Source organism: Rhodococcus sp. Z13_19A (assembly GCF_058133575.1).
Genome location: NZ_JBYUNN010000001.1, coordinates 159687 through 184904, shown reverse-complemented (window position 1 = coordinate 184904; position 25218 = coordinate 159687). Strand labels below are relative to the sequence as shown.

Annotated in this window: 22 protein-coding genes and 1 riboswitch; of the genes, 12 read left to right on the top strand and 10 right to left on the bottom strand. The window is 71.6% G+C overall.

The genetic code is table 11. From position 1 onward, the window contains the following. The first annotated feature begins 61 nt into the window (after positions 1 to 61). The 3 genes from AC3YNX_RS00890 (at position 62) to AC3YNX_RS00880 (ending at position 6680) form a co-directional block, all read left to right on the top strand. Positions 62 to 1678, top strand: a complete 1617-nt coding sequence (locus tag AC3YNX_RS00890; protein WP_489994341.1) for a flavin-containing monooxygenase — start codon at positions 62 to 64, stop codon at positions 1676 to 1678. A gap of 64 nt (positions 1679 to 1742) precedes the next feature. Further along, complete coding sequence (locus AC3YNX_RS00885; protein ID WP_489994340.1) at positions 1743 to 3284, top strand: class I adenylate-forming enzyme family protein; 1542 nt, start codon at positions 1743 to 1745, stop codon at positions 3282 to 3284. Positions 3285 to 3347: 63 nt separating this feature from the next. Then, positions 3348 to 6680, top strand: coding sequence for an error-prone DNA polymerase (locus AC3YNX_RS00880; protein WP_489994339.1), 3333 nt, complete (start codon positions 3348 to 3350; stop codon positions 6678 to 6680). Here AC3YNX_RS00880 and AC3YNX_RS00875 read toward each other — a convergent pair. The 3 genes from AC3YNX_RS00875 to AC3YNX_RS00865 form a co-directional block, all read right to left on the bottom strand. Then, the gene (locus AC3YNX_RS00875) at positions 6677 to 8332 is read right to left on the bottom strand and encodes an FAD-binding dehydrogenase (protein ID WP_489994338.1); all 1656 of its coding nucleotides are present in this window, start codon (positions 8330 to 8332) and stop codon (positions 6677 to 6679) included. The two genes, AC3YNX_RS00880 and AC3YNX_RS00875, sit on opposite strands and share 4 nt — an antisense overlap. Positions 8333 to 8430: 98 nt before the next feature. Further along, a complete protein-coding gene (locus AC3YNX_RS00870) occupies positions 8431 to 9039 on the bottom strand; it encodes a class F sortase (RefSeq protein WP_489994337.1) in 609 nt (202 codons plus the stop codon). A gap of 92 nt (positions 9040 to 9131) precedes the next feature. Further along, complete coding sequence (locus tag AC3YNX_RS00865) at positions 9132 to 10367, bottom strand: ice-binding family protein (RefSeq protein ID WP_489994336.1); 1236 nt, start codon at positions 10365 to 10367, stop codon at positions 9132 to 9134. 269 nt (positions 10368 to 10636) lie between these two features. Between AC3YNX_RS00865 and AC3YNX_RS00860 the strand changes: the two genes are divergently transcribed. Genes AC3YNX_RS00860 through AC3YNX_RS00850 form a run of 3 tightly spaced genes read left to right on the top strand, consistent with a single transcriptional unit; the run spans position 10637 to position 12491 of the window. Continuing rightward, positions 10637 to 11284 (top strand): pentapeptide repeat-containing protein, encoded by a 648-nt coding sequence (locus AC3YNX_RS00860; RefSeq protein ID WP_489994335.1) that lies wholly within the window; start codon positions 10637 to 10639, stop codon positions 11282 to 11284. A 59-nt stretch (positions 11285 to 11343) separates the two neighbouring features. Further along, a complete protein-coding gene (locus AC3YNX_RS00855; RefSeq protein ID WP_489981847.1) occupies positions 11344 to 12207 on the top strand; it encodes a bifunctional methylenetetrahydrofolate dehydrogenase/methenyltetrahydrofolate cyclohydrolase in 864 nt (287 codons plus the stop codon). Continuing rightward, positions 12207 to 12491, top strand: a complete 285-nt coding sequence (locus tag AC3YNX_RS00850; RefSeq protein WP_127783903.1) for a DUF3017 domain-containing protein — start codon at positions 12207 to 12209, stop codon at positions 12489 to 12491. Before AC3YNX_RS00855 ends, AC3YNX_RS00850 begins: the two co-directional genes overlap by 1 nt. 12 nt (positions 12492 to 12503) lie before the next feature. Here AC3YNX_RS00850 and metX read toward each other — a convergent pair whose 3' ends face one another. From metX to AC3YNX_RS00835, 3 genes are all read right to left on the bottom strand, one after another. Further along, positions 12504 to 13577: a homoserine O-acetyltransferase MetX gene (gene metX, locus AC3YNX_RS00845; protein ID WP_489994960.1), complete on the bottom strand. Its 1074-nt coding sequence runs from the start codon at positions 13575 to 13577 to the stop codon at positions 12504 to 12506. 80 nt (positions 13578 to 13657) lie between these two features. Further along, positions 13658 to 14968, bottom strand: coding sequence for a bifunctional o-acetylhomoserine/o-acetylserine sulfhydrylase (locus tag AC3YNX_RS00840; RefSeq protein WP_489994334.1), 1311 nt, complete (start codon positions 14966 to 14968; stop codon positions 13658 to 13660). A 151-nt stretch (positions 14969 to 15119) separates the two neighbouring features. After that, a riboswitch (SAM riboswitch) is annotated at positions 15120 to 15237 on the bottom strand. Between the two features lie 59 nt (positions 15238 to 15296). After that, a complete protein-coding gene (locus AC3YNX_RS00835) occupies positions 15297 to 16289 on the bottom strand; it encodes a malate dehydrogenase (protein WP_489994333.1) in 993 nt (330 codons plus the stop codon). 267 nt (positions 16290 to 16556) lie between these two features. On the opposite strand from AC3YNX_RS00835, the gene AC3YNX_RS00830 reads away from it, so the two are divergent. The 6 genes from AC3YNX_RS00830 (at position 16557) to AC3YNX_RS00805 (ending at position 21464) form a co-directional block, all read left to right on the top strand. After that, entirely contained in the window at positions 16557 to 17777 is a 1221-nt protein-coding gene (locus AC3YNX_RS00830) for an NADP-dependent isocitrate dehydrogenase (protein WP_127783900.1), read from the top strand. Positions 17778 to 17917: 140 nt separating this feature from the next. Continuing rightward, a complete protein-coding gene (locus AC3YNX_RS00825) occupies positions 17918 to 18223 on the top strand; it encodes a DivIVA domain-containing protein (RefSeq protein WP_127783899.1) in 306 nt (101 codons plus the stop codon). Continuing rightward, entirely contained in the window at positions 18192 to 19034 is an 843-nt protein-coding gene (locus tag AC3YNX_RS00820) for an exodeoxyribonuclease III (RefSeq protein WP_489994332.1), read from the top strand. Before AC3YNX_RS00825 ends, AC3YNX_RS00820 begins: the two co-directional genes overlap by 32 nt. Positions 19035 to 19087: 53 nt before the next feature. Continuing rightward, the gene (gene trpS, locus AC3YNX_RS00815) at positions 19088 to 20116 is read left to right on the top strand and encodes a tryptophan--tRNA ligase (RefSeq protein ID WP_489994331.1); all 1029 of its coding nucleotides are present in this window, start codon (positions 19088 to 19090) and stop codon (positions 20114 to 20116) included. Between the two features lie 3 nt (positions 20117 to 20119). After that, positions 20120 to 21154 carry an inner membrane protein YhjD gene (gene yhjD, locus AC3YNX_RS00810; protein WP_489994330.1) on the top strand — a complete coding sequence of 345 codons (1035 nt, stop codon included), beginning with the start codon at positions 20120 to 20122 and terminating at the stop codon, positions 21152 to 21154. Between the two features lie 28 nt (positions 21155 to 21182). Beyond that, positions 21183 to 21464, top strand: a complete 282-nt coding sequence (locus tag AC3YNX_RS00805) for an SCO4848 family membrane protein (protein WP_489981842.1) — start codon at positions 21183 to 21185, stop codon at positions 21462 to 21464. A gap of 77 nt (positions 21465 to 21541) precedes the next feature. Here the strand turns inward: AC3YNX_RS00805 and AC3YNX_RS00800 are convergent, their stop codons facing one another. From AC3YNX_RS00800 to sdhC, 4 genes are all read right to left on the bottom strand, one after another. Then, entirely contained in the window at positions 21542 to 22330 is a 789-nt protein-coding gene (locus AC3YNX_RS00800) for a succinate dehydrogenase iron-sulfur subunit (protein ID WP_127783896.1), read from the bottom strand. Next, complete coding sequence (gene sdhA / locus AC3YNX_RS00795; protein WP_489981841.1) at positions 22330 to 24081, bottom strand: succinate dehydrogenase flavoprotein subunit; 1752 nt, start codon at positions 24079 to 24081, stop codon at positions 22330 to 22332. The genes AC3YNX_RS00800 and sdhA overlap by 1 nt, the downstream gene beginning before the upstream one ends. Before the next feature lie 70 nt (positions 24082 to 24151). Next, positions 24152 to 24583 carry a succinate dehydrogenase hydrophobic membrane anchor subunit gene (locus AC3YNX_RS00790; protein ID WP_489994329.1) on the bottom strand — a complete coding sequence of 144 codons (432 nt, stop codon included), beginning with the start codon at positions 24581 to 24583 and terminating at the stop codon, positions 24152 to 24154. A gap of 2 nt (positions 24584 to 24585) precedes the next feature. After that, positions 24586 to 24999 (bottom strand): succinate dehydrogenase, cytochrome b556 subunit, encoded by a 414-nt coding sequence (gene sdhC, locus AC3YNX_RS00785; protein WP_127783893.1) that lies wholly within the window; start codon positions 24997 to 24999, stop codon positions 24586 to 24588. Positions 25000 to 25218 lie beyond the last annotated feature (219 nt).

The window sequence follows — 25218 nt, the reverse complement described above, 5'->3', positions numbered from 1 at the left end:
TCCTCCGCGAACGTAAGCCCTCCTCGGGGGGCAGTCGGAACAACGCATCGGGGGATCACCCATGACCAGCACCGCTCCTGCGCCGCAGTCGGTCCACGACGTCCTCGTGGTGGGGGCGGGCTTCGCCGGCCTGTACGCCGTGCACCGCGCCCGCCAGGCCGGGCTGGACGTGCTGGCCGTGGAGGCGGGCACGGGCGTGGGAGGCACCTGGTTCTGGAACCGCTACCCGGGCGCCCGGTGTGACGTGGAGAGCGTCGACTACTCCTACTCCTTCGACGAGGACCTGCAGCAGAGCTGGATCTGGTCCGAGCGCTACGCCGGGCAGCCGGAGATCCTCGCCTACCTCGAGCACGTGGCCGACCGCTTCGACCTGCGCCGCGACATCGTGCTGGGCCAGCGGGTCACCAGCGCCCACCTGGACGAGGACACCGCGGTGTGGCACGTGGGCACCGACACCGGCCAGACCTACCTGGCTCGCTTCGTGCTGATGGCCACCGGCTGCCTGTCCGCGCTGAACAAGCCCGACATCCCCGGCACGGACAGCTTCGCCGGCGAGGTGTACTTCACCGCCGCGTGGCCGCAGCAGGAGCCTGACCTCACCGGAAAGCGGGTGGGGATCATCGGCACCGGCTCCTCGGGAGTGCAGTCGGTGCCGCTGCTGGCGGAGCGGGCCGCCTCGCTCACGGTGTTCCAGCGCTCGGCCAACTACAGCGTCCCCATGCCCAACCACGTGCTCACCCCCGCCGACCAGGAGCGCATCCGCGCCGAGTACCCCGCGCGGCGCAAGAAGTCCGCCTACGCACCGGCCGGGACTCCGCACGAGAGCTACCCGCACAACGCGCTGGAGCTCAGCGAGCAGGAGCGGCTGGCCGCGATGGAGGCGCGCTGGGCCGAGGGTGGGGTGCTCTTCGGCAAGACCTTCCCCGACCAGAACGCCAACCTCGCCGCCAACGACGTGGTCCGCGAGTTCGCCGAGGCCAAGATCCGCTCGGTGGTGGCCGACCCGGAGGTCGCCGACGCGCTGGTGCCCACCGACCACCCCATCGGCACCAAGCGGATCTGCACCGACATCGGTTACTACCAGACCTTCAACCAGCCCCACGTGCGGCTGGTGAACCTGCGCACCGACCCCATCGTGGAGATCACGCCCACCGGAGTCGTCACCGAGCACGACGTCCACGAGCTGGACGTGCTGGTCTACGCCACCGGGTTCGACGCCATGACCGGGGCGCTCCTGCGCATCGACATCCGCGGAGCCCGGGGCACCACCATCGCCGACGCCTGGGGTGCGGGCCCGATCACCTTCCTGGGCATGGCCATCCCCGGCCTGCCCAACCTGTTCAACCTCAGCGGTCCGGGCAGCCCCTCGGTGCTGGCCAACATGGTGCTGCACGCCGAGGCTCAGGTGGACTGGCTCGTCGACCTGGTGGCGAGCTGCCGGGAGCGGGGAGTGGCCACCGTCGAGGCACGGCGCGAGGCCGCCGAGGAGTGGACCGAGCACGTGGACGCCGTCGCGCAGGGGACACTGTTCCCGCAGGCCCGCTCCTGGTACATGGGAGCCAACATCGAGGGAAAGAAGCAGATGTTCATGCCCTACATCGGGGGCTTCGGCACCTACCGTCGGGCCTGCGACGAGGTGGCGGCCAAGGGCTACGAGGGCTTCACGCTCAGCTCGTGAGGCCCGTGTCGTCGCACGGGCGGTCGCCCGGGTGGATTGCGTCCTCGGGTGATTCAATGCCGGCATGAGTCCTGAGGGTCGGCCGACTCTGACCAGCCCGTTGCTGCCGGTTGCGACGACCTTGCCCGAGCTGTGCCGGCGGCGTGCCGTCACGCACGGGACGCGGCTGGCCGTGCGCGACACCGACCGCAGCCGCACGTACGCGGCGCTGGCCGAGCGGGCCGGGCAGATGGCCACCGCGCTCGCCGCCCGGGGCGTGCGGGCGGGGGACGCCGTGGTGGTGTGCGGGCGCAGCTCGGTGTCCTGGGTGGAGGTGGCGCTCGGCGTCGTCTTCGCCGGTGCCGTCCTGGTGCCGGTCGGCCACGCGGCGTCGAGCCGCGAGCGGCGGCTGGTGCTCGACCGCGTGGCACCCCGGCTGGTGCTCTCCGAGCAGCGGGACTGGGAGCCCGACGTGGAGGTGCACACCTTGGCCGGCCTGCAGGGCGCCGCCGACGGCTGCGCCGTGGCCGAGCCGGTGGCGGTCTCGCCCGAGGCCGTGGCGGTGGTGCTGCCCACCTCCGGGACCACCGGCACCCCCAAGCACGTGCCGATGACCCACGGCCAGCTGGTGCGCTGCTACACCGACATGGCTGCGGCAGTCGGGGTCACCGCCACCGACGTCCTGCTCGGCGCGGTGCCGCTGGCGCACTCCTTCGGCTTCAACGGGGTGCTGCTGCTGGCGCTGGTCCAGGGTGCGGCGGTGCGGCTGGTGTCGCCGCACGACCGCGGGCACCTCGCCGAGATCCTGCAGCGGGAGGGCATCTCGGTGGTGCTCGGGCCACCCACGATCTTCCACGACCTGGCCACCGCCGGGGCCGACCTCACCGGGGTGACGCGGCTGGCCATCACCGGGGGCGCGGACGTGTCGGTGGACCGGATGCAGGCGCTGTGCACCTCCCTGGGCATCACCACGCTGGTGAGCGGCTACGGGCTCACCGAGGCGTGCGGCAGCGTGGCGGTGGCCACCGTGGGCGTGGCCGAGGAGGGTGCCGCCGCGGGGCTCACGCCGCTGCCCGGCGTGGAGGTGGCCGTGGTGGACGACGCGGGGCGGCCGGTGCACGGGGCGGACGGCCGCGTGCTGGTGCGCGGCTACAACGTGATGAGCGGCTACCTGCACGACGCGGCCGAGACGGCACTGGTGCTGCGCCCGGAGGGGTGGCTGGACACCGGGGACGTGGGGCGGCTGGACTCCGAGGGCCGCCTGCACGTGGTCTCCCGGGCCAAGGACACCGTGGTGGTCAGCGGCTTCAACATCTACCCCCGCGAGGTGGAGCAGGTGCTGCTGGAGCACGACGGCGTGGCCGACGTGGCGGTGCTGGGGGTGCCCGACGAGCGCCAGGGCGAGAAGCTGGTGGCCTGCGTGGTGCCGCGGGCCGGCTGGCGGCTGGACCCCGCTGAGCTCACCAGCCACTGCCGGGACCGGCTCACGCCGTACAAGGTGCCGCGCACGCTGCTGGAGTACGACCTCCTGCCCACCACGGCCACCGGCAAGCGCTCCCGGGTGGCCCTGCGGGAGTCGGTGCTGGCGCGGGCGCACGGACGGGTGTCCTCCCGCCCCTCCGGCTAGCGCGCCTTGACGGCCACCCTCGCCTGCGAGTAGAACAAGTGTTCGAACGCGGGAGGTGGCGCGATGGGCTTCGGCAACCCGCCGGTGCCGTGGGCGGAGCTGGAGCGGGTGCTCTCCGGCCGGCCCCGGCACGAGGCGCAGCACCCCGGGGACGGTAGCGACAGCCCCGCCTGGTCGCGCAAGCGCGCCAGCTACCAGCCGCCTCCGGCCCCCCGCCGCGCCGGGCCTGCCCCCACGCCCTTCGCCGAGCTGCACGCACACTCCTCGTTCAGCTTCCTCGACGGCGCCAGCCAGCCCGAGGAGCTGGTGGAGGAGGCAGCCCGACTGGGCCTGGAGGCCATCGCGCTCACCGACCACGACGGCCTCTACGGAGTGGTGCGCTTCGCCGAGGCGGCACGAGAGCTCAACGTGCGCACCGTGTTCGGCGCCGAGCTGAGCCTGGGGCTGAGCGGGCCGCAGAACGGGGTGGCCGACCCGGAGGGCACCCACCTGCTGGTGCTCGCCCGGGGACAGGAGGGCTACCGGCGGCTGTCCCGGGAGATCTCCGCCGCGCACCTCGCCGGTGGGGAGAAGGGCCGCCCCCGCTACGACCTGGACCAGCTCAGCGCGGCCGCCGGCGGGCACTGGCAGGTGCTCACCGGCTGCCGCAAGGGCGCGGTGCGCCAGGCGCTGAGCACCGGGGGACCCGCGGCGGCCGAGGCGGCGCTGGCCGAGCTGGTGGAGCGCTTCGGCGCCGAGCACGTGGCGGTGGAGCTGACCCACCAGGGCCTGCCCACCGACGACGAGCGCAACGACGTGCTGGCCGAGCTGGCCCAGCGCCGCCGGCTGCGGGTGGTGGCCAGCACGGCCGCGCACTTCGCCACCCCGTCGCGGCACCGCCTGGCCGCGGCGATGGCCGCGGTGCGGGCCCGGCGCAGCCTGGACGACGCCGCGGGCTGGCTGCCCCCGGCCGGGGGCGCGCACCTGCGCTCCGGCGCCGAGCTGGCCGCCCGCTTCGCGCGGCACCCGGCCGCGGTGCCCACCGCTGCCGAGCTGGGCCGGGAGTGCGCCTTCGACCTGCGCCTGGTCGCCCCGCAGCTGCCGCCCTTCGCCGTGCCGGCCGGGCACACCGAGCAGTCCTGGCTGCGCGAGCTCACCCTGCGCGGGGCCGCCGAGCGCTACGGCCCCCCGGCGGCCAACCCCGCCGCCTACGCCCAGATCGAGCGCGAGCTCACCGTCATCGGCGAGCTGAGCTTTCCCGGCTACTTCCTGGTGGTGCACGACATCGTCAGCTTCTGCCGGCGCAGCGGCATCCTCTGCCAGGGCCGGGGCTCGGCAGCCAACTCCGCGGTCTGCTACGCCCTGGGCGTCACCGCGGTGGACGCGGTGGCCAACGGGCTGCTGTTCGAGCGGTTCCTGTCCCCGGAGCGCGACGGCCCGCCGGACATCGACGTGGACATCGAGTCCGACCGCCGGGAGGAGGCCATCCAGTACGTCTACGGCCGCTACGGCCGCAGCCACGCCGCGCAGGTCGCCAACGTCATCACCTACCGCGGCCGCTCCGCGGTCCGCGACATGGCCAAGGCGCTGGGCTACTCCCAGGGGCAGCAGGACGCGTGGGGCAAGCAGATCGACCGCTGGGGGCCGCTGGTCGGGCCGAGCGCCCAGGACAAGTCCCCGCAGGAGCAGGAGCACGACATCCCCGAGCCGGTGCTGGCACTGGCCGCCCAGCTGGAGGACTTCCCGCGGCACCTGGGCATCCACTCCGGGGGCATGGTGATCTGCGACCGGCCCATCGCCGACGTGTGCCCGGTGGAGTGGGCGCGGATGGCCGACCGCAGCGTGCTGCAGTGGGACAAGGACGACTGCGCCGCGGTGGGGCTGGTGAAGTTCGACCTGCTCGGGCTGGGCATGCTCTCCGCGCTGCACTACGCCATCGACTTCGTGGCCGCCCACGAGGGGATCCAGGTGGACCTGGCCCACCTCGACCTCGGCGAGCCGGCGGTCTACGAGATGCTGCAGCGGGCCGACACCATCGGGGTGTTCCAGGTGGAGTCGCGGGCGCAGATGGCCACCCTGCCGCGGCTGAAGCCCCGGGTGTTCTACGACCTGGTGGTGGAGGTGGCGCTCATCCGGCCCGGACCCATCCAGGGTGGCTCGGTGCACCCGTTCATCCGGCGCCGCAACGGGCTGGAGCCGGTCACCTACGAGCACCCCTCCATGGAGCGGGCGCTGGCCAAGACCCTGGGGGTGCCGCTGTTCCAGGAGCAGCTGATGCAGCTGGCGGTGGACTGTGCCGGCTTCACCGGGGCCGAGGCCGACGAGCTGCGGCGGGCGATGGGCTCCAAGCGCTCGCCGGAGAAGATGCAGCGGCTGCGGGCACGCTTCTACCGGGGTCTGCAGGAGACCAACGGCATCACCGGCGAGGTGGCCGACCGGATCTTCGAGAAGCTGTTCGCCTTCGCCAACTTCGGTTTCCCGGAGAGCCACTCGCTGAGCTTCGCCTCGCTGGTCTTCTACTCGGCGTGGTTCAAGCTGCACCACCCGGCGGCGTTCTGCGCGGCCCTGCTGCGGGCCCAGCCGATGGGCTTCTACTCCCCGCAGTCGCTGGTGGCCGACGCCCGCCGCCACGGGGTGGTGGTGCACGGCCCGGACGTCAACCGCAGCTGCGCGCACCCCACCCTGGAGCCGCTCAGCGACGACGACCGCACCCCCGCGGTGCGCCTGGGCCTGGGCGCGGTGCGCAGCGTGGGCACCCCCACGGCCGAGCGGATCACCGCCGAGCGCGACGCCCACGGGCCGTTCACCAGCCTGCTCGACCTCACCCGCCGGGTGGGGCTGAGCGTGGCGCAGACCGAGGCGCTGGCCACCGCCGGGGCGCTGGGCTGTTTCGACCTGCAGCGCCGGGAGGCCCTGTGGGCGGCGGGCGCGGCCGCCGCCGAGCGGTACGACCGGCTGCCCGGCACCGGGGTGGGCACCACCGCGCCGACGCTGCCGGGCATGAGCGAGGTGGAGCTGGCGGTGGCCGACGTGTGGGCCACCGGGGTCTCGCCGGACAGCTACCCCACCCAGTTCCTGCGTCCGCAGCTGGAGCGGCTGGGGGTGGTTCCCGCGGCGGAGCTGCTCACCGGGGTGCGGGACGGCAGCCGGGTGCTGGTGGGCGGGGCGGTCACCCACCGCCAGCGCCCGGCCACGGCGAGCGGGGTCACCTTCCTCAACCTGGAGGACGAGACGGGCATGGTGAACATCGTGTGCTCGCCGGGGTTGTGGGCCCGCTACCGCCGGGTGGTGCGCTCGGCGCCGGCGCTGCTGATCCGGGGCGTGGTGCAGAACGCCGAGGGGGCGGTGACCGTGGTGGCCGAGCACGTGCAGCGGATGGACCTGCGCGTCGCCTCCACCAGCCGCGACTTCCGCTAGCCCAGGTCGCGGGCCAGCGCCCGCCCGGCGGCGCGGCCGGAGAAGATGCACCCGCCCAGGAAGGTGCCCTCCAGCGCGTTGTAGCCGTGCACCCCGCCACCACCGAAGCCGGCGACCTCCCCGGCGGCGTACAGGCCGTCGAAGGCGCTGCCGTCGCCGCGCATCACCTGCGAGTCCAGGTTGGTCTCCAGCCCGCCCAGCGTCTTGCGGGTGAGCAGGTGCAGCCGCACCGCGATCAGCGGGCCGTGCGCCGGGTCGAGCAGCGCGTGCGGCTTGACCACCCGGGTGATCCGGTCGCTGAGGTAGCTGCGGGCGGCGCGGATGGCGGCGATCTGCAGGTCCTTGCCGAAGCGGTTGGCCAGCTCGCGGTCGTGGGCCAGCACCTGCCGCTCGATGTGGTCGAAGTCCAGCAGCGGCGTCTCGGTCAGCTCGTTCATCCCGGCCACCAGCTCGCGCAGGGTGTCGCGCACCACGAAGTCCACCCCGTGCTGCTTGAACGCCTCGATGGGCGGCGGCGCACCCTTCTTCACCCGGCTCAGCGCCATCTTCAGGCTCTTGCTGGTGATGTCGGGGTTCTGCTCGGAGCCCGACAGCGCGAACTCCTTCTCGATGATCGACTGGTCCAGCAGGAACCAGGTGTGCTCGTGGCCGGTGGTGAGGATGTGGCTGAGGGTGGACATGGTGTCGAAACCGGGGAACAGCGGCGTGGGCAGCCGGGTGCCGGTGGCGTCCAGCCACAGCGAGGACGGCCCGGGCAGGATGCGGATGCCGTGGTTGGGCCAGATGGGGTCCCAGTTGGTGATGCCCTCGGTGTAGTGCCACATCCGGTCACGGTTGACCAGGTTGGCGCCGGCGTTCTCGGTGATCTCCAGCATCCGCCCGTCCACGTGCGCGGGAACCCCGGTGAGCATGTGCCGGGGCGCCGCGCCCAGGCGCTTCGGCCAGTTCTTGCGCACCAGCTCGGCGTTGGCGCCGATGCCGCCGGAGGTGACCACCACCGCCTGGGCGTGCAGCTCGAACTCACCCACCGCGGTGCGCGAGGACGCCACCCCGCGCGGCTGCTCGGAGGCCTCCAGCACGGTGCCCCGCACCCCGCAGGCACGGCCGTCGCTGACCAGCACCTCGTCCACCTGGTGGCGGTGGCAGAAGGTGACCAGCCCGGCGCGCTCGGCGTCGAGCACCCGCTCCAGGAACACCCGCACCACCTCGGGGCCGGTGCCCCAGGTGAGGTGGAAGCGGGGCACGGAGTTGCCGTGCCCGGTGGCCGTGCCACTGCCGCGCTCGGCCCAACCCACCGTGGGCATCAGCCGCAGGCCCAGCTCGTGCAGGTACGCGCGCTTGTCGCCGGCCGCGAACTCCACGTACGCCTGCGCCCACTGTCGCGGCCAGAAGTCCTCGGGACGGTCGAAGGCGGCGGTGCCCATCCAGTCCTGCAGCGCCAGCTCGTAGGAGTCCTTGATGCCCAGGCGGCGCTGCTCGGGGCTGTCCACCAGGAACAGCCCACCGAGGGACCAGAACGCCTGCGCGCCCAGGTTCGCCCGATTCTCCTGCTCCACCACGGTGACGGTGCGCCCGGCCCTGGTCAGCTCGTAGGTGGCCACCAGCCCGGCCAGGCCGGCGCCCACCACGATCACGTCGACGTCCACGCTCATCTGCTTCTCCCGCTCCCGGCGCCGTGCACCGCGCCGAGGCCTGAGAGTGCCACAGGCCGAGCGTGGGTTCCGGTCTGAGCGTGCGGTGCTCGCAGGCGTCAGCCGGCAGGGGCGACGGCGACGAGGTCGGCGAACACCACGATGTTGTCCCGGTAGCTGCTCGCCTGCTCGTCGAACGAGCCGCCGCAGGTGATCAGCCGGAGCCCCGCTCGATCGAGGTTGCCGTAGACGAGACCGGTGGGGAAGGCGTCCTTGTCGTGCTGCTCCACCTGGCTGACCCGGAACGTCGCCACGGTGCCGTCGGCGCGGGAGATCGCGACCTCCGCGCCGGGCCGCACCGACCGCAGCTCGTGGAAGACCCCTGGACTGCCTGCCCAGTCCACGTGCCCGGCCAGCACGGCGGGGCCCTGCTCACCTGGGGTGGGGGCGCCGGTGTACCAACCGGCCGGGAAGCCGGTGGGGGGCACCTGCATGGTGCCGTCGGGCTGCAGGCCGAGGTCCATCAGCGCCGAGTCCACCCCGATCGAGGGGATCTGCAGCCGCACCGGGGCCGACCGGTCCAGCAGCAGCGTCGGAGCCACGGTGGCAGCGGGTGCGCTGGGGGTGGGCGTGGTGGGCACGGGCAGGGTGACCGTGGCCGCAGCGGGGGCCGGGGTGGCGTCGTCGAGCGCCCGGCTGCCCGCGGTGAGCGTGCCGGTGACCGCCACCAGCACCGCTGCGCCGAGAACCGTTGCGCTGAGAACCGCTGCCCGCAGCCGCGGAACCCGGCGGTGGGTGCGGGCCCTGCGGTGGCGCCCGGTCAGCGGGCGCTGCCGTCCCCGGCGTCGACGGACCCGACCGGCACCTGGCTGACCTGGTTGCCTCCGCCCATTCGCGTGGAGGTCGCCGAGCCGGTCGTCATCGAGCCGGAGTCGCCGCTGTTGCTGCCGCTGCTGGTACCCGGAGGGGCGATGGTGCCGCCCGCGCTGGTGCCCGGAGCAGGTGCGGCGCCACCCCCAGGAGATGTCGGGGTGGCGCCAGTCGTGGGCGCCGCGCTGGTGGTGGGCGCCGCGCTGGTGGTGGGGGTCGCGCTGGGAGTCGGGAGCGTGCTGGCTGTGGGGGCGGCAGTGGTGGTGGGCGTCACGGTGGTGGTGGGTGCAGTCGTGGTGGTCGGGCCGGCGCTGGAGGTCGGCGGGACGGTGCTTGACGGCGGGACGGTGCTCGTCGGCGGGACGGTGCTCGTCGGGGGCACGGTGCTCGTCGGCGGCGTCACCGCACAGCTGGGCACGGTGATGGTGTCGTTGATCAGCGTCACTGCCCCCGCGCCGGAGGCCTGCTGGCCGGCCAGCAGCCGTCCCTCCACCGTCACGCCGTCCTTCACCGAGATGTCGTCGTGCGCCATGATCGTGCCGCGGAAGGTGGAGCCGGCGCCCAGGGTGGCGGCGCTGCCCACCTGCCAGAAGACGTTGCAGGCCTGCGCCCCGTTGATCAGGGAGACGTTGCCGGTGCCGCCGGTGATCAGCGTGCTGTCGGTCTGGAAGATGAACACCGAGCCGGGCTTGTTCGCGCCGTCCAGGACCAGCGTGCCGGTCATGCCGAAGGTGCCCGACGCCGAGCCGTAGACCCCGGCGACCAGCTTCTGCCCGGCCAGCTCGGTGGGCACCTCGGTGGTGGGGCCCTGCCCGGCGGCGTTGGTGTAGGCGGTCCTCAGGTCGGCCTTGGCCCGGCCGGTCTCCGCGTTGGCGACGCGATGGTTGGTGCCCGTGAGCTCGACGCAGTCGGCGGCCCCGGGGCAGGCGACGAAACCGGTCTGGGCGGGGGTGGGCGAGGACCCCACGTCCCCGACGATGGTGCTCGCGCCGGTGTTGGTGATGCCCGAGCCGGCAAGGACCGCGAAGTCCGCCGCTGTGTTGAGGGGGACCACCGTGGCTGCGGCCTGGGCGGTGCCGGCGTTGGCCAGCAGCAGCCCGGCGGTGGCCACCGTGACCAGTGCTGCGACGGCGGCACCGCCGTAGCGCAGTGCGGGTCGGGTCGAGGGTCGCCTGTGTGTGCTCATGTGTCACCGGTGTTCTGGGCCGAGGAGGGGCGGCGCGGGTCGTGGAACGACCTCGGCAACGGCTCCCACTCTGGCCCGCAGCCTGCGGCTACAACGTGACCCGAGTGGTCCCACCGTTTCACGATTACTCTGTGTCCACAATAGATAACAGTGAGTTACATGAAGATTGTTCTTCTTCGCCCACGGACGGTGCCTGCGGCGCTCGCCCGTCGATGGGGCAGGATCGCCGGGCGGCGGGAGAACCCGGGCGCCGATCGGAGGAGGACCACGTGGCCGCTGGGCCGAACGACGAGACGTCCGCGCACGACGAGCAGGATGGCGCCGAGCTCATCGGGGAGAGCTTCGCGGACACGGTGCTGGCCAACGAGCGCTGGACCCGGCGCAGCTACACCGACTGCAGCTTCGTCGACGCCGACCTCAGCGGGTTGCGCACCGAGAACGTCACCTTCACCGGCTGTGACTTCACCGGCGCCGACCTGCGCGACTCCGTGCACCTGGGCTCGGCCTTCCGGTCGTGCAACTTCACCCGGGCAAGCCTGTACCACAGTACTTTTCGCTTCTGCACCCTGATGGGCTCGGTGTTCGAGCGGGCCCGGCTGCGGCCGCTGGTGCTCGAGGAGGTCGACCTGTCGCTGACCTCGCTGGGCCAGGCGGACCTGCGCGGGGTGGACCTCACGGCCGTGCGGCTGCGGGAGGCCAACCTGGTGGGCACCGACCTGCGCAAGGCGGTGCTGCGGGGCGCCGACCTCAGCGGGGCGCGCACCTCGGGTGCCCGGCTGGAGGAGGCCGACCTGCGCGGCGCGCGGGTGGATGCCGACCTCTGGGTGGGGGCACGGCTCACCGGGGTGCAGGTGGAGCCCGTGCAGGCGCTGTCCTTCGCCGCTGCACACGGCCTGCGCGTCGACCTGCAGCAGTAGCTGGCCGCCGCCCCAGGTCCCTGAGACCTGTGCCGCACGCGTTCTGGAACACTGAGCGCGTGACGGCAACCCTTCTGGACGGCAAGACCACCCGCGACGCGATCTACGCGGACCTGCAGACCCGGGTGCAGGGGCTCATCGAGGCGGGCATCACCCCCGGGCTGGGGACCGTGCTCGTGGGCGACGACCCGGGCTCGCACGCCTACGTCAAGGGCAAGCACGCCGACTGCGCGCGGGTGGGCATCACCTCCCTGCGCCGGGACCTGCCCGCCGACGTCAGCCAGGAGCAGCTGCTGGAGACGGTGGAGGAGCTCAACGCCAACCCCGAGTGCACCGGCTACATCGTGCAGCTGCCGCTGCCCCGGCACCTCGACGAGGTGCGCACGCTGGAGCGGATGGACCCGCTCAAGGACGCCGACGGCCTGCACCCGGTGAACCTGGGCCGGCTGGTGCTCGGCGAGCCCGCCCCGCTGCCGTGCACCCCGCGCGGCATCGTGGCGCTGCTGCGCCGCTACGACGTGCCGATCGACGGCGCCAAGGTGGTGGTGGTCGGGCGCGGCATCACCGTCGGCCGTCCGCTGGGGCTGCTGCTCACCCGGCGCACCGAGAACGCCACCGTCACCCTGTGCCACACCGGAACCCGCGACCTGGCCGCAGAGGTCTCCCGTGCCGACATCGTGGTGGCGGCCGCCGGGGTGCCCGGGCTGGTCACCGCGGACATGGTCCGCCCCGGCGCGGCCGTGCTGGACGTGGGGGTCACCCGCACCGAGGCCGGCCTGGTGGGTGACGTCGCCAAGGACGTGGCCGAGGTCGCCGGCTTCCTCTCGCCCAACCCCGGCGGCGTGGGCCTGATGACCCGCGCCATGCTGCTGGTCAACGTGGTCGAGCGGGCCGAGGCGATCCTGGCCTCGCAGCGCGGCTGATGGCGCTCGCGGCGCGGCTGCGCACCCTGCACTGGCCGTTCGTGACCGTGGTGCTGATGGTGCTGGTCGCCGGCGGGTTCGTGCTCACCGACCGCTGGCGCCGCGGCGCCATCGTGCTGGGTGCGGCCATGCTGGTGGGCGCCGCGCTGCGGGCCGTGCTGCGCGACGACCAGGTGGGCCTGCTGGCGGTGCGCCAGCGCCCGGTGGACGTGCTCACCTACGCGGCGTTCGGCGTGGCCGTGCTCGCCCTGGCCGGCTCGATCGATGCGCTGGGCACGGTCTAGCGCCGCCCAGGGCTAGTCCGCGGAGCGCGCCAGGGTCTCCTGGATGAGCTCGCTGACCGCATCGGCCTCCAGCAGGAACCCGTCGTGGCCGAACTCCGAGGTGATCACCCGCAGCCGGTCGCAGGTGGGCAGCCCCTCGGCCAGCTCGGCCTGCAGCCGCAGCGGGTAGAGCCGGTCGGAGTCGATGCCGCCGACCACCACCGGTCGGCGCACGCCCCGCAGCGCCGCGGCCACCCCACCCCGGCCGCGACCCACGTCGTAGGAGTTCATCGAGTCGGTCAGCCGCACGTAGCTGCCGGCGTCGAAGCGCTGCACCAGCTTGGCGGCCTGGTGGTCGAGGTAGCTCTGCACCGCGTAGCGCCCACCCTCGGCGGGGTCCTCCCCCTCCTGGGGCAGGTTGGCGAAGCGGCTGTCCAGCTCGTGCTCGGCGCGGTAGCTGAGGTGCGCGATGCGCCGGGCCAGGCCCAGACCGGTGCGCGGGCTGCGGCCGGTGCCGTGGTAGTCCCCGCCCTGCCAGTCCGGGTCGGAGGTGATGGCCAGGATCTGGGCGGACTGGGTGCCGATCTGGTCGGCGGTGGCCCGTGCCCCGGTGGCCAGCACCAGCGCCGCGCCCACTCGGTCGGGGTGGCCCACCACCCACTCCAGGGCGCGCATCCCCCCCATGGAGCCACCCATCACCGCGGCGAAGCGGGGGACGCCCAGCCGGTCGGCCAGGGCAGCCTCCATGGCCACCTGGTCGCGGATGGTGATGGCGGGGAAGCGCGAGCCCCACGCCGTGCCGTCCGGTGCGAGGGAGGACGGTCCGGTGGTGCCCCGGCAGCCGCCCAGCACGTTGGGGGCGATGACGCACCACTCGTCGGTGTCCAGCGCCGCGCCGGGGCCGACCAACCCGCTCCACCAGCCGGGGGAGGGGTGCTCCGGGCTGACCGGGCCGGTGACGTGGGAGTCACCGGTGAGGGCGTGCAGCACCAGCACGGCGTTGCTGGCGGTGGCGTTCAGGGTGCCCCAGCTCTGCAGGGCCACGGTCACCTCGGCCAGCTCGACGCCGCTCTCCAGCGTCAGCGGGCCGAGGTCGACCGTCGTCAGCGCCCCGTCCGGACGAAGCGCCCCGGCAAGGGTGGCACCGGCCGGACGGGAGGCCGACGGGTGCTCGTCGTGCAGCAAGCTCACGCCTGTGCTGCTGCTTCGAACCCGGTCCGCAGGTCACCCAGGATGTCCTCGATACCTTCGATGCCGACCGCCAGGCGCACCAGGCCCGGCGTGACGCCTGCGGAGAGCTGCTCCTCCGGGGAGAGCTGGGCGTGCGTGGTGGAGGCCGGGTGGATGACCAGCGAGCGGACGTCGCCGATGTTGGCCACGTGGCTGTGCAGCTGCAGCGCGTTGACGAAGCGCTTGCCCGCCTCCACGCCACCGGCGATCTCGAAGGCCAGCACCGCGCCGGCACCCTTGGGCAGCAGCTTCTGGGCACGGTCGAACCACGGTGAGCTGGGCAGGCCGGCGTAGGCCACCGACTCCACGTCCTCGCGGGCGGAGAGGAACTCGGCCACCTGCTGGGCGTTGGCCACGTGCCGCTCCATGCGCAGGCTCAGCGTCTGCAGGCCCTGGTTGATCAGCCAGGCGTTGAACGGCGACAGCGCTGCACCCATGTCGCGGAGCAGCTGCACGCGCATCTTCAGCGCGTAGGCCGGGGCGCCCAGGTCGGCGAAGACCACGCCGTTGTAGCTGGGGTCGGGGGTGGTGAAGCCGGGGAAGCGGCCGCTGGTCCAGTCGAACGTGCCGCCGTCCACGACCGCGCCGGCGATGGTGGTGCCGGTGCCGCCCAGGTACTTGGTGGCCGAGTGCACCACCACGTCGGCGCCCAGGGCCAGCGGCTGGATCAGGAACGGGGTGGCGACGGTGTTGTCCACGATCAGCGGGATGCCCGCGGCGTGGGCGACCTCGGCCACGCCGGGGACGTCGAGGACGTCGTTGCGCGGGTTGGCGATGGTCTCGCCGAAGAGCGCCTTGGTGTTGGGCTGGATGGCGGCCCGCCACTCCTCGAGGTCGTCCGGGTCGCTGACGAAGGACACCTGCACGCCGAGCTTGGGCAGCGTCTGGGTGAACAGGTTGTAGGTGCCGCCGTAGAGGCTCGGGCTGGCCACCACGTGGTCACCGGACTCGGCGACGTTGAGCAGCGCGTAGGTGGTGGCGGCCTGGCCGGAGGCCACCAGCAGCGCGGCCACACCGCCCTCGAGGGCGGCCAGCCGCTGCTCCACCACGTCGTTGGTGGGGTTCATGATGCGGCTGTAGATGTTGCCCGGCTCGGCCAGGGCGAACAGCGCCGCCGCGTGGTCGGTGTCGCGGAAGGCGTAGGCGGTGGTCTGGTAGATCGGCAGCGCGACGGCTCCGGTGGTGGGGTCGGGGGCCTGGCCCGCGTGGATCTGCTTGGTCTCGAAGCTCCAGGAAGCAGCGGGATCGGAAGTCGTGGGGTCGCTCATCGGGTCAGTCAGCTCCAAGAAGGTGCGGGCGTCGTCCACGCCCGGTGGGGGAAGGGAAGCGCGGCCAGCGGGCCGCGGGCGATCTCCTGGGTGGTCAACAGTCGCTACACATGGCGAGACCTCCGACAGACGGGGGGCCAGTCGTGCGACGGGCCCGCGCTTGACGACCGGACGTTGCTCCGATCGACCCGGTCATCACCCGGGGCACCCCACCGCGGATGGAGGGTTGCCGTCCAGCAAGCCGGGGCTACGCGCTGGCACTCATGACCTGGCAGAGATGTTAGCGGAGCCGTCGTCTCGCGCGTAACAGGTGTGGGGTGGGCGGGGCTCAGCCCAGCAGGCCCTGCTCGCGGACGGTGTCGCGCTCCTCGGTGAGCTCGGCGACGGAGGCGTCGATCTTGCCGCGGGAGAAGTTGTCGATCTCCAGGCCCTGGACGATCTCGTAGCGCCCGCCCGAGCAGGTCACCGGGAAGGACGAGATGAGCCCCTCCGGGACGCCGTAGGAGCCGTCGGAGGGCACCGCCATGGACACCCAGTCGCCGGCCTGGGTGCCGTGCACCCAGTCGTGCACGTGGTCGATGCCGGCCGAGGCGGCCGAGGCGGCCGAGGACGACCCGCGGGCCTCGATGATGGCCGCGCCGCGCTTCTGCACGGTGGGCAGGAAGTCGCTCTCCAGCCACTGCTGGTCGTTGACCACATCGGCGGCGATCTTGCCGTCCACCTCGGCGTGGAACAGGTCGGGGTACTGGGTGGCGGAGTGGTTGCCCCAGATGGACATCTTGGCGATGTCCAGCACCGGGACGCCGGTCTTCTTGGCCAGCTGGGCGATGGCCCGGTTGTGGTCCAGCCGGGTCATCGCGGTGAACCGCTCGTCCGGCACGTCCGGGGCGTTGCTCATCGCGATGAGGGCGTTGGTGTTGGCGGGGTTGCCGATCACCAGCACCCGCAGGTCGTCGGCGGCGTTGTCGTTGAGCGCGCGGCCCTGCTTGGTGAAGATGGCGCCGTTGGCGGAGAGCAGGTCGCCGCGCTCCATGCCCTTGGTGCGCGGGCGCGAGCCCACCAGCATGGCCACGTTGACCCCGGCGAAGGACTCGTTGGCGTCGTCGGAGATGTCCACGCCGCGCAGCAGCGGGAAGGCGCAGTCCTCCAGCTCCATGGCCACGCCCTCGGCGGCGCCCACGGCGTCGGGGATCTCCAGCAGGCGCAGTGCCACAGGGGTGTCCGGGCCGAGCATGGCCCCGCTGGCGATGCGGAAGAGCAGCTGGTAGCCGATCTGGCCGGCGGCACCGGTGACGGCCACCTTCACGGGGGTGTTGCTCACGACTGGCTCCTCACGAGTTCAGCGCCGAGGGCGAGGAACGCTCTGGCACACCGATGGCGGGCAGGGCTCGACGCTAGCAACTGCGGAGGACCAACGGTGATCGTGACCACCAGGGTCGCGCTGCCTGAGCAGGGCCGGCGCAGTAGCGTGCCTGCTGAGGCTCACGGACCGTGTCAGCCCCCGTACCAGTACGCTCGTCTTGCTTGGGTCACGTCAATCGCACAGGTGCGTGAGGCCCGGCGAGGAGCGAGAGGAGAGACCCACCGCATGAGCAAGATCAAGGTTCAGGGCACCGTCGTCGAGCTCGACGGCGACGAGATGACCCGCATCATCTGGCAGTTCATCAAGGACAAGCTGATCCACCCGTACCTGGACATCGACCTGGAGTACTACGACCTGGGCATCGAGCACCGGGACGCCACGGACGACCAGGTGACCGTGGACGCGGCCAACGCCATCAAGAAGCACGGCGTCGGCGTCAAGTGCGCCACCATCACCCCCGACGAGGCGCGGGTGGAGGAGTTCGGCCTGAAGAAGATGTGGGTCTCGCCCAACGGCACCATCCGCAACATCCTCGGCGGCGTGGTCTTCCGTGAGCCGATCATCTGCAGCAACGTGCCGCGCCTGGTCCCGGGCTGGACCAAGCCGATCATCATCGGCCGCCACGCCCACGGCGACCAGTACAAGTCGACCAACTTCAAGGTCCCCGGGCCCGGCACCGTCACCATCACCTACACCCCCTCCGACGGCTCCGAGCCGATCGAGCACGAGGTGGTGCAGATGCCCGAGGACGGCGGCGTCGTCATGGGCATGTACAACTTCACCAAGTCCATCGAGGACTTCGCGCGGGCCTCGCTGTCCTACGGCCTGCAGCGGAACTACCCCGTGTACCTCTCCACCAAGAACACCATCCTCAAGGCCTACGACGGTGCGTTCAAGGACATCTTCCAGCGCATCTACGAGGACGAGTTCAAGGCTGACTTCGACAAGGCCGGGCTCACCTACGAGCACCGCCTGATCGACGACATGGTCGCCGCCGCCATGAAGTGGGAGGGCGGCTACGTCTGGGCCTGCAAGAACTACGACGGTGACGTGCAGTCGGACACCGTGGCCCAGGGCTTCGGCTCGCTCGGCCTGATGACCTCGGTGCTGATGACCCCGGACGGCAAGACCGTCGAGGCGGAGGCCGCGCACGGCACCGTCACCCGGCACTACCGCCAGCACCAGGCCGGCAAGGAGACCTCGACCAACCCGATCGCGTCGATCTTCGCCTGGACCGGTGGCCTCAAGCACCGCGGCAAGCTGGACAACACCCCCGAGGTCACCCAGTTCGCCGAGACCCTCGAGCGCGTCTGCGTCGAGACCGTCGAGAGCGGCAAGATGACCAAGGACCTGGCGCTGCTCATCTCCAAGGACGCGCCGTACCTGTCCACCGAGAAGTTCCTCGCCGCGCTGGACGAGAACCTCAGCGCCGCAATGCAGAAGTAGCCTCCGGCTACCTGCGCGGCTGACACGACCGCGGCCCGGTCCCGCCTCTGGCGTGGCCGGGCCGCGGTCGTGTCACCATGGCCTCCCGCACCACTTCTCCTCGCACCAGGCACTGTCCCACCCACAGAGAGGCGCCCACGATGGGTCTGACTCCGGACGAGGTTCGCGACGTCACCTTCGACCGCGCCCCGTGGGGGCAGCGGGGCTACCACGAACACGAGGTGGACGCCTTCCTCGACCACGTCTACGAGCAGCTGCTCCAGCTGCGGGCCCAGCACCGGCTGGAGCTGTCCCGCCTGGTGCAGGAGAACGACGAGCTGCGCGACCGAGTGGCCGAGCTGACCGGCGAGCCGCTGCCCCGGCGCCGCCAGCCCAGCGTCGAGCCGGCCACCCGCCAGCACTACGCTGCCTCCAGTGAGCGCCCCACCCCCGCCAAGCATCGCTAGCCCCCACCTGAGCGTCTCCAGCGTCAACGTCAACGGCGTCCGCGCCGCTGCCGGCAAGGGCCTGCTGGCCTGGCTGGCCGAGACCACGGTGGACGCGGTCTGCCTGCAGGAGACCCGCGCCGACGACACCCAGCTGCGCAAGGCCCTCGCCCCGGCGCTGGACGCCGGCTGGCACCTGGAGTCGGCCGAGCCGGCACTCAAGGGCCGCAACGGAGTCGCGGTGCTCACCCGCAGCCAGCCCAAGGCGGTACGGGTGGGCTTCGGTGCCCCGGAGTTCGAGGACTGCGGCCGCTACCTGGAGGTGGACCTGGCCACCGCGGACGGGGTCGTCACCGTGGCCAGCCTCTACCTGCCCTCCGGCGAGGTCGGCACCCCGCGGCAGGAGGAGAAGGAGCGGTTCATGGCCGACTTCGAGCCCTACCTGGCGAGCCTGGCCGACGGCGCTGCGGTGGTGTGTGGCGACTGGAACATCGCGCACACCGAGAGCGACCTGAAGAACTGGAAGGGCAACCGCAAGTCCTCCGGCTTCCTGCCGCACGAGCGGGAGTGGATGGACCGGGTGCTGTCCCCGGCGGGGGGCTGGGTGGACGTGGTGCGCGCGCAGCACCCCGGGGTGCCCGGCCCCTACACGTGGTGGTCCTACCGCGGCCGTGCCTTCGACAACGACGCCGGCTGGCGCATCGACTACCAGCTGGCCACCCGTGCGCTGGCCGACACCGTGGCCTGGGCCCGCGTGGAGCGTGCCGCCGAGCACGCGCTGCGCTGGTCCGACCACGCCCCCGTCACCGTCGGCTACCGCTGGGCCTCCTAGCGGGCCGACCGAAAGCTCCTGGCCGCTCCACCTGCGTGAGAGGATCACCACCCATGTCCACCCCTGCACCCACCAGCGGAGTCCCGCGCGTGCTGTCCGGCATCCAGCCGACGGCTGACTCCTTCCACCTGGGCAACTACCTGGGTGCGCTGCGGCAGTGGGCCCCGCTGCAGGACGACCACGACGCCTTCTACTGCGTGGTGGACCTGCACGCCATCACCGTCGAGCAGGACCCGCAGGTGCTGCGCCAGCGCACCCGGGTGGCCGCGGCGCAGATCCTGGCGCTGGGCATCGACCCGGCGCGGGCGTCGCTGTTCGTGCAGAGCCACGTGCCCGAGCACACCGAGCTGACCTGGGTGCTCAGCTGCCTCACCGGCTTCGGCGAGGCCAGCCGGATGACGCAGTTCAAGGACAAGTCGCAGCGCTTCGGTCACGACCGCTCCTCGGTGGGCCTGTTCACCTACCCCATCCTGATGGCCGCCGACATCCTGCTGTACCAGGCCGACCGGGTGCCCGTGGGCGAGGACCAGCGCCAGCACCTGGAGCTCACCCGTGACCTGGCGGCCCGCTTCAACACCCGCTACGGCACCACCTTCGTGGTGCCGGAGCCGCACATCATCAAGGACGTCGCCAAGATCTACGACCTGCAGAACCCCACGGCGAAGATGAGCAAGTCGGCCTCCAGCCCGGCCGGCATCGTGGACCTGCTCGACCCGGTGAAGAAGTCGGCCAAGAAGGTGCGCTCGGCGGTCACCGACGACGAGCGCGAGATCCGATACGACCTGGCGAACAAGCCTGGCGTCAGCAACCTGCTGACCATCCACTCCGCGCTGTCCGGGCAGTCGATCGCCGACCTGGAGACGAGCTACGCGGACAAGGGCTACGGCGACCTCAAGGTGGACGTGGCCACCGTGCTCACCGAGTTCGTGGAGCCCTTCCAGGCCGCGGTGCAGGGCTACCTGGACGATCCGGCCGAGCTGGACCGCATCCTCGCTGCGGGTGCGCGCCGGGCCCGCGAGGTCGCCTCGGCCACCGTCCGCGACGTCTACGACCGCGTCGGCTTCCTGCCCCCGGCCCGCTAGGCAGTGGCCACCGAGGGGGGAGCGGGGCGGCAGAGCGCGCTGGTGGCCCGGCTGCAGCGCGAGCGGCAGGACCGGCCCTGGCTGGACCACGCGGTGCGCACGGGGCTGCGGTACAAGGCGCAGAAGGGTGACTTCTACGCCGCGGCCATCACCTACTTCAGCGTGCTGGCCCTGTTCCCGCTGGCCATGGTCGGCTTCGCGGTGGCTGCCTTCGTCCTGGCCGACCGCCCCGACCTGCTGGTGGAGCTGCAGGAGTCGATCACCCGCAGCGTGCCCGGCTCGCTGGGCGCCACCATCAACGAGCTGATCACCAAGTCGCTGGCCTCCCGCGGCGCCGTGGGGGTGATCGGCCTGCTCGGTGCGCTGTACGCGGGGCTGGGCTGGATGGCCAACCTGCGCGAGGCGCTCACCGAGCAGTGGGACACCCAGCACGACCGGCAGTCGTTCGCGCGCACCAAGGTCGGTGACCTGGGCGCGCTGGTGGGCCTGGGTCTGGCGCTGGTGGTGTCGCTGAGCCTGTCGGCGCTGGGCGGTGGCGGCTACGCCGTGGTGCTGCGCCTGCTCGGGGTGGAGGACGCGCCGGGGATCTTCCTGCTCACCGCGCTGCTGGCCATCGTGCTGTCCGTGGCTGCGACGTGGGGGGTGTTCGTCTGGGTGATCGCCCGGCTGCCGCGCGAGCCGGTCACCTGGCGCAGCGCGATCCGGGCGGCCCTGCTGGCGGCCGTGGCGTTCGAGGTGTTCAAGCAGGTGGGGGTGTTCTACCTGCAGCAGGTCACGGGAGGGCCGGCCGGTGTCACCTTCGGCCCAATCATCGGCATCCTGGTCTTCTTCTACGTCACCTCGCGGCTGGTGCTCTTCGCCACCGCCTGGGCGGCCACCGCCCGGGAGAACCAGGTGCTGCTGGCCACCACGCCGGTGCCCGGACCCGCCGTGATCGCCCCCCAGGTGCAGGTGCGCCGGGGCCCCGGGGTGGGCCTGGGCGTGCTGCTGGTGGGCGTGGGTGCGGCGCTGGCCACCCTGCTGGGCCGCCGCCGCTGAGCCGAGCTCGCGCTGGGACAATGGGCCCATGAGGCTCACTCGTGGATGGTCGTTGTTCCTGCTCGCGTTCGGCGTCTGGAGCTGGTTCATCTGGCCCAGCTTCCTGCGCAACATCTGGGCCGACGAGCGCTCCTTCACCGCCGCCGAGCTGGGCGGTGGCGCCACCCCGTTCTTCGTCGTGCACGCGCTGCTGGTGGCGACGTCGCTGGTGCTGGGGACCGCCATCGGGGTGCTCGGCATCCGGGGCCTGCTCGCCGCCCGGCGCACCGCCGCCTCGGCCGAGGCCCCGCAGGTCCCTGCCGGGCGCTGAGGAGCCCGCACACGAGACAGGACCGCCCTGCTCCCCGGGTGGGGGAGCAGGGCGGTCCTGGGTGGCGCTGGGGGGTGTCAGCGGGCGAAGAGCAGGGCCCGCTTGACCTCCTGGATGGCCTTGGTGACCTGGATGCCACGGGGGCAGGCGTCGGTGCAGTTGAAGGTGGTGCGGCAGCGCCACACCCCGTCGACGTCGTTGAGGATCTCCAGGCGCTCGGAGGAGCCCTCGTCGCGGCTGTCGAAGATGAACCGGTGCGCGTTGACGATGGCGGCAGGGCCGAAGTAGCTGCCGTCGGACCAGTACACCGGGCACGACGTGGTGCACGCCGCGCACAGGATGCACTTGGTGGTGTCGTCGAAGCGGGCCCGGTCAGCCGCCGACTGGTAGCGCTCGCGGGTGGGCTCGTTCCCGGTGGTGATGAGGAACGGCTTGACCGCGCGGTAGGCCGCGAAGAACGGCTCCATGTCCACCACGAGGTCCTTCTCCACGGGCAGGCCGCGGATGGGCTCGATGGTGATGGTGGTGTCCTTGCCGTCCTTCTCCAGCATGTCCCGCAGCAGGACCTTGCAGGCGAGACGGTTGACGCCGTTGATGCGCACCGCGTCGGAGCCGCAGACACCGTGGGCGCAGGAGCGCCGGAAGGTGAGCGTCCCGTCCAGGTACCACTTGATGTAGTGCAGCAGGTTGAGCACCCGGTCGGTGCGCTGCGCAGGGACCTGGAAGCTGTCCCAGCGGGCGTCGTCGGGAGCGTCGGCGTCGAAGCGACGGATCTTCACCGTCACCATCGTCGAGCCCTCGGAGACGGGCGGCGGCTTGGGGCCGGAGCTCTGCTGCGTGTGGGTCTTCTCTGCAGTGGCAGCCATCAGTACTTACGCTCCATCGGCTCGTAGCGGGTCTGCACGACCGGCTTGTAGTCCAGGCGAATGTCGGAGATGAGGTCGTCGCCCAGCTTGTACGCCATGGTGTGACGCATGAAGTTCACGTCGTCGCGCTCCTGGTAGTCCTCGCGAGCGTGGCCGCCGCGGGTCTCCTTGCGGGCGAGCGCGCCCACCACGGTGATCTCGGCGAGCTCCAGCAGGAAGCCGAGCTCGACCGCCTCGAGCAGGTCGGTGTTGTACCGCTTGCCCTTGTCCTGCACCGTGATCCGCGAGTAGCGCTCCTTGAGCCTGCGGATGTCGGCCAGCGCCTCCTTCAGCGACTCCTCGGTGCGGTACACCGAGGCGTTGCTGTCCATCGAGGCCTGCAGCTCGATGCGGATGTCGGCCACCCGCTCGTCACCGTGCTCGGAGAGGATGAGGGCCATCCAGTCCTCGACCATCTTCGACGGCGCCTCGGGCAGCTCGGTGTGCACCGTGCCGTTGGCGTACTCCGCGGCGGCGATGCCGGCGCGGCGGCCGAAGACGTTGATGTCCAGCAGCGAGTTGGTGCCCAGGCGGTTGGAGCCGTGCACCGACACGCACGCGCACTCACCAGCGGCGTAGAGGCCCTTGACCACCGTGGTGTTGTCCGAGAGGACCTCACCGCGAACGTTGGTGGGGATGCCGCCCATGACGTAGTGGCAGGTGGGGAACACCGGCACCGGCTCGACGACGGGGTCGACGCCGAGGTAGGTGCGGGAGAACTCGGTGATGTCGGGCAGCTTGGCCTCGAGGACGTCGGCACCGAGGTGGGTGACGTCCAGGACCACGTAGTCCTTGTCCGGTCCGCAGCCCCGGCCCTCGCGGACCTCCAGGACGATGGAGCGGGCCACGATGTCGCGGGGCGCCAGGTCCTTGATGGTGGGGGCGTAGCGCTCCATGAAGCGCTCACCGTCGGCGTTGCGCAGGATGCCGCCCTCACCACGCACGGCCTCGGAGATGAGGATGCCGAGGCCGGCCAGGCCGGTCGGGTGGAACTGGAAGAACTCCATGTCCTCCAGCGGCAGGCCCTTGCGGAAGACGATGCCCAGGCCGTCACCGGTGAGGGTGTGGGCGTTGGAGCTGGTCTTGTAGATCTTGCCCGCGCCGCCGGTGGCGAAGATGACCGACTTGGCGGAGAAGATGTGCAGCTCGCCGGTGGCCAGCTCGTAGGCGATGACGCCGGTGCAGACCTTGCCCTCGGGGGTGTCGGTGAGACACATGTCGAGGACGTAGAACTCGTTGTAGAACTCCACCTCGTGCTTGACGCACTGCTGGTAGAGGGTCTGCAGGATCATGTGACCGGTGCGGTCGGCGGCGTAGCAGGCCCGGCGGACCGCGGACTTGCCGTGGTCGCGGGTGTGCCCACCGAAGCGGCGCTGGTCGATCTTGCCCTCGGGGGTGCGGTTGAACGGCAGCCCCATCTTCTCCAGGTCGAGCACCGCGTCGATGGCCTCCTTGGCCATGATCTCCGCGGCGTCCTGGTCCACCAGGTAGTCGCCACCCTTGACGGTGTCAAAGGTGTGCCACTCCCAGTTGTCCTCCTCGACGTTGGCCAGGGCGGCACACATGCCGCCCTGGGCCGCGCCGGTGTGGGACCGGGTGGGGTAGAGCTTGGTGAGGACCGCGGTGCGTGCCCGCTGGCCCGACTCGATGGCCGCGCGCATACCGGCACCGCCGGCGCCCACGATGACCACGTCGTAAGTGTGTTCCTGCATCAGCAGCTCAGCTCCTGGCTGTAGATCGGGCCGGCGCGACGTGTCCCGGCGGCGTGAAGCAACACACGCCTCAGGCGATGTTGGGGTCGAAGGTGAAGATGACGTACGTGCCCAGCACCACGACGAGCACCACAGACACTGCGAGCAGCACCTGCAGCCAGAACCGCGTGGAGTCCTTGCGGGCGTAGTCGTTGATGACGATGCGCAGGCCGTTCGCGCCGTGCAGCTCAGCCAGCCAGAGCATCAGCAGGTCCCAGGTCTGCCAGAAGGGGCTGGACCAGCGACCGGCGACGAAGGCGAAGTTGATGCGGTGCACGCCGCCGTCGAGAACGTTCATGATCAGCAGGTGGCCCAGGACCAGCACCAGCAGGGCCAGGCCGGACACGCGCTGGAAGATCCAGCCGTACATCTCGAAGTTGGTCTTCGCCGGCCGGTGCTGCTTGTAGCCGGGGTGCGGGGCACGCGGGGCGGCAACGCTCGTGCTGTGGTCAGTAGCGGCCATGGTTAGGCACCCCCGAACAGGTCACGCACGGTGCGCTCCATCATGAAGTAGGTGCCGGGGATCATCACGACGATCCAGACGGCGAGGATGATCCAGAGCATCAGGCGCTGGAACTTCGGGCCCTTCTCCCAGAAGTCCACCAGGACGATGCGCACGCCGTTGAGCGCGTGGTACAGCACCGCGCCGACGAGCCCGACCTCCATGAGGTTGACCACGGGGTTCTTGTACGTCTCGATGATGACGTCGTAGTCGTGCGGGGAGACCCGGACGAGCGCGGTGTCGAGAACGTGGACGAAGAGGAAGAAAAAGGTCGCCACACCCGTGATGCGGTGTGCGACCCAGGACCACATTCCTGGGTCGCCCTTGTACAGCGACCGAGTGCGCGGGGCACTCTGTGCTGCCATTGTGCTTACCATCGCGTGCAACGCCTCCAACTTGGCCAGGTACTGCTCGGGACGGCCACCTGCCGTCCTCCTCCGTCGAGCTACCCAGGCACTCAGGCTTGAGCACGTCGAGCAGAGCAGTGCGTTTCTGAATCGTAAACCGGACGTGAACTTGCGCGACACTGGCCTGGGCCGGTGTGAGAAACCAGACAGATCAGCCGTCGGTTCTGGCCGAATCCGTTGGGGAGGACC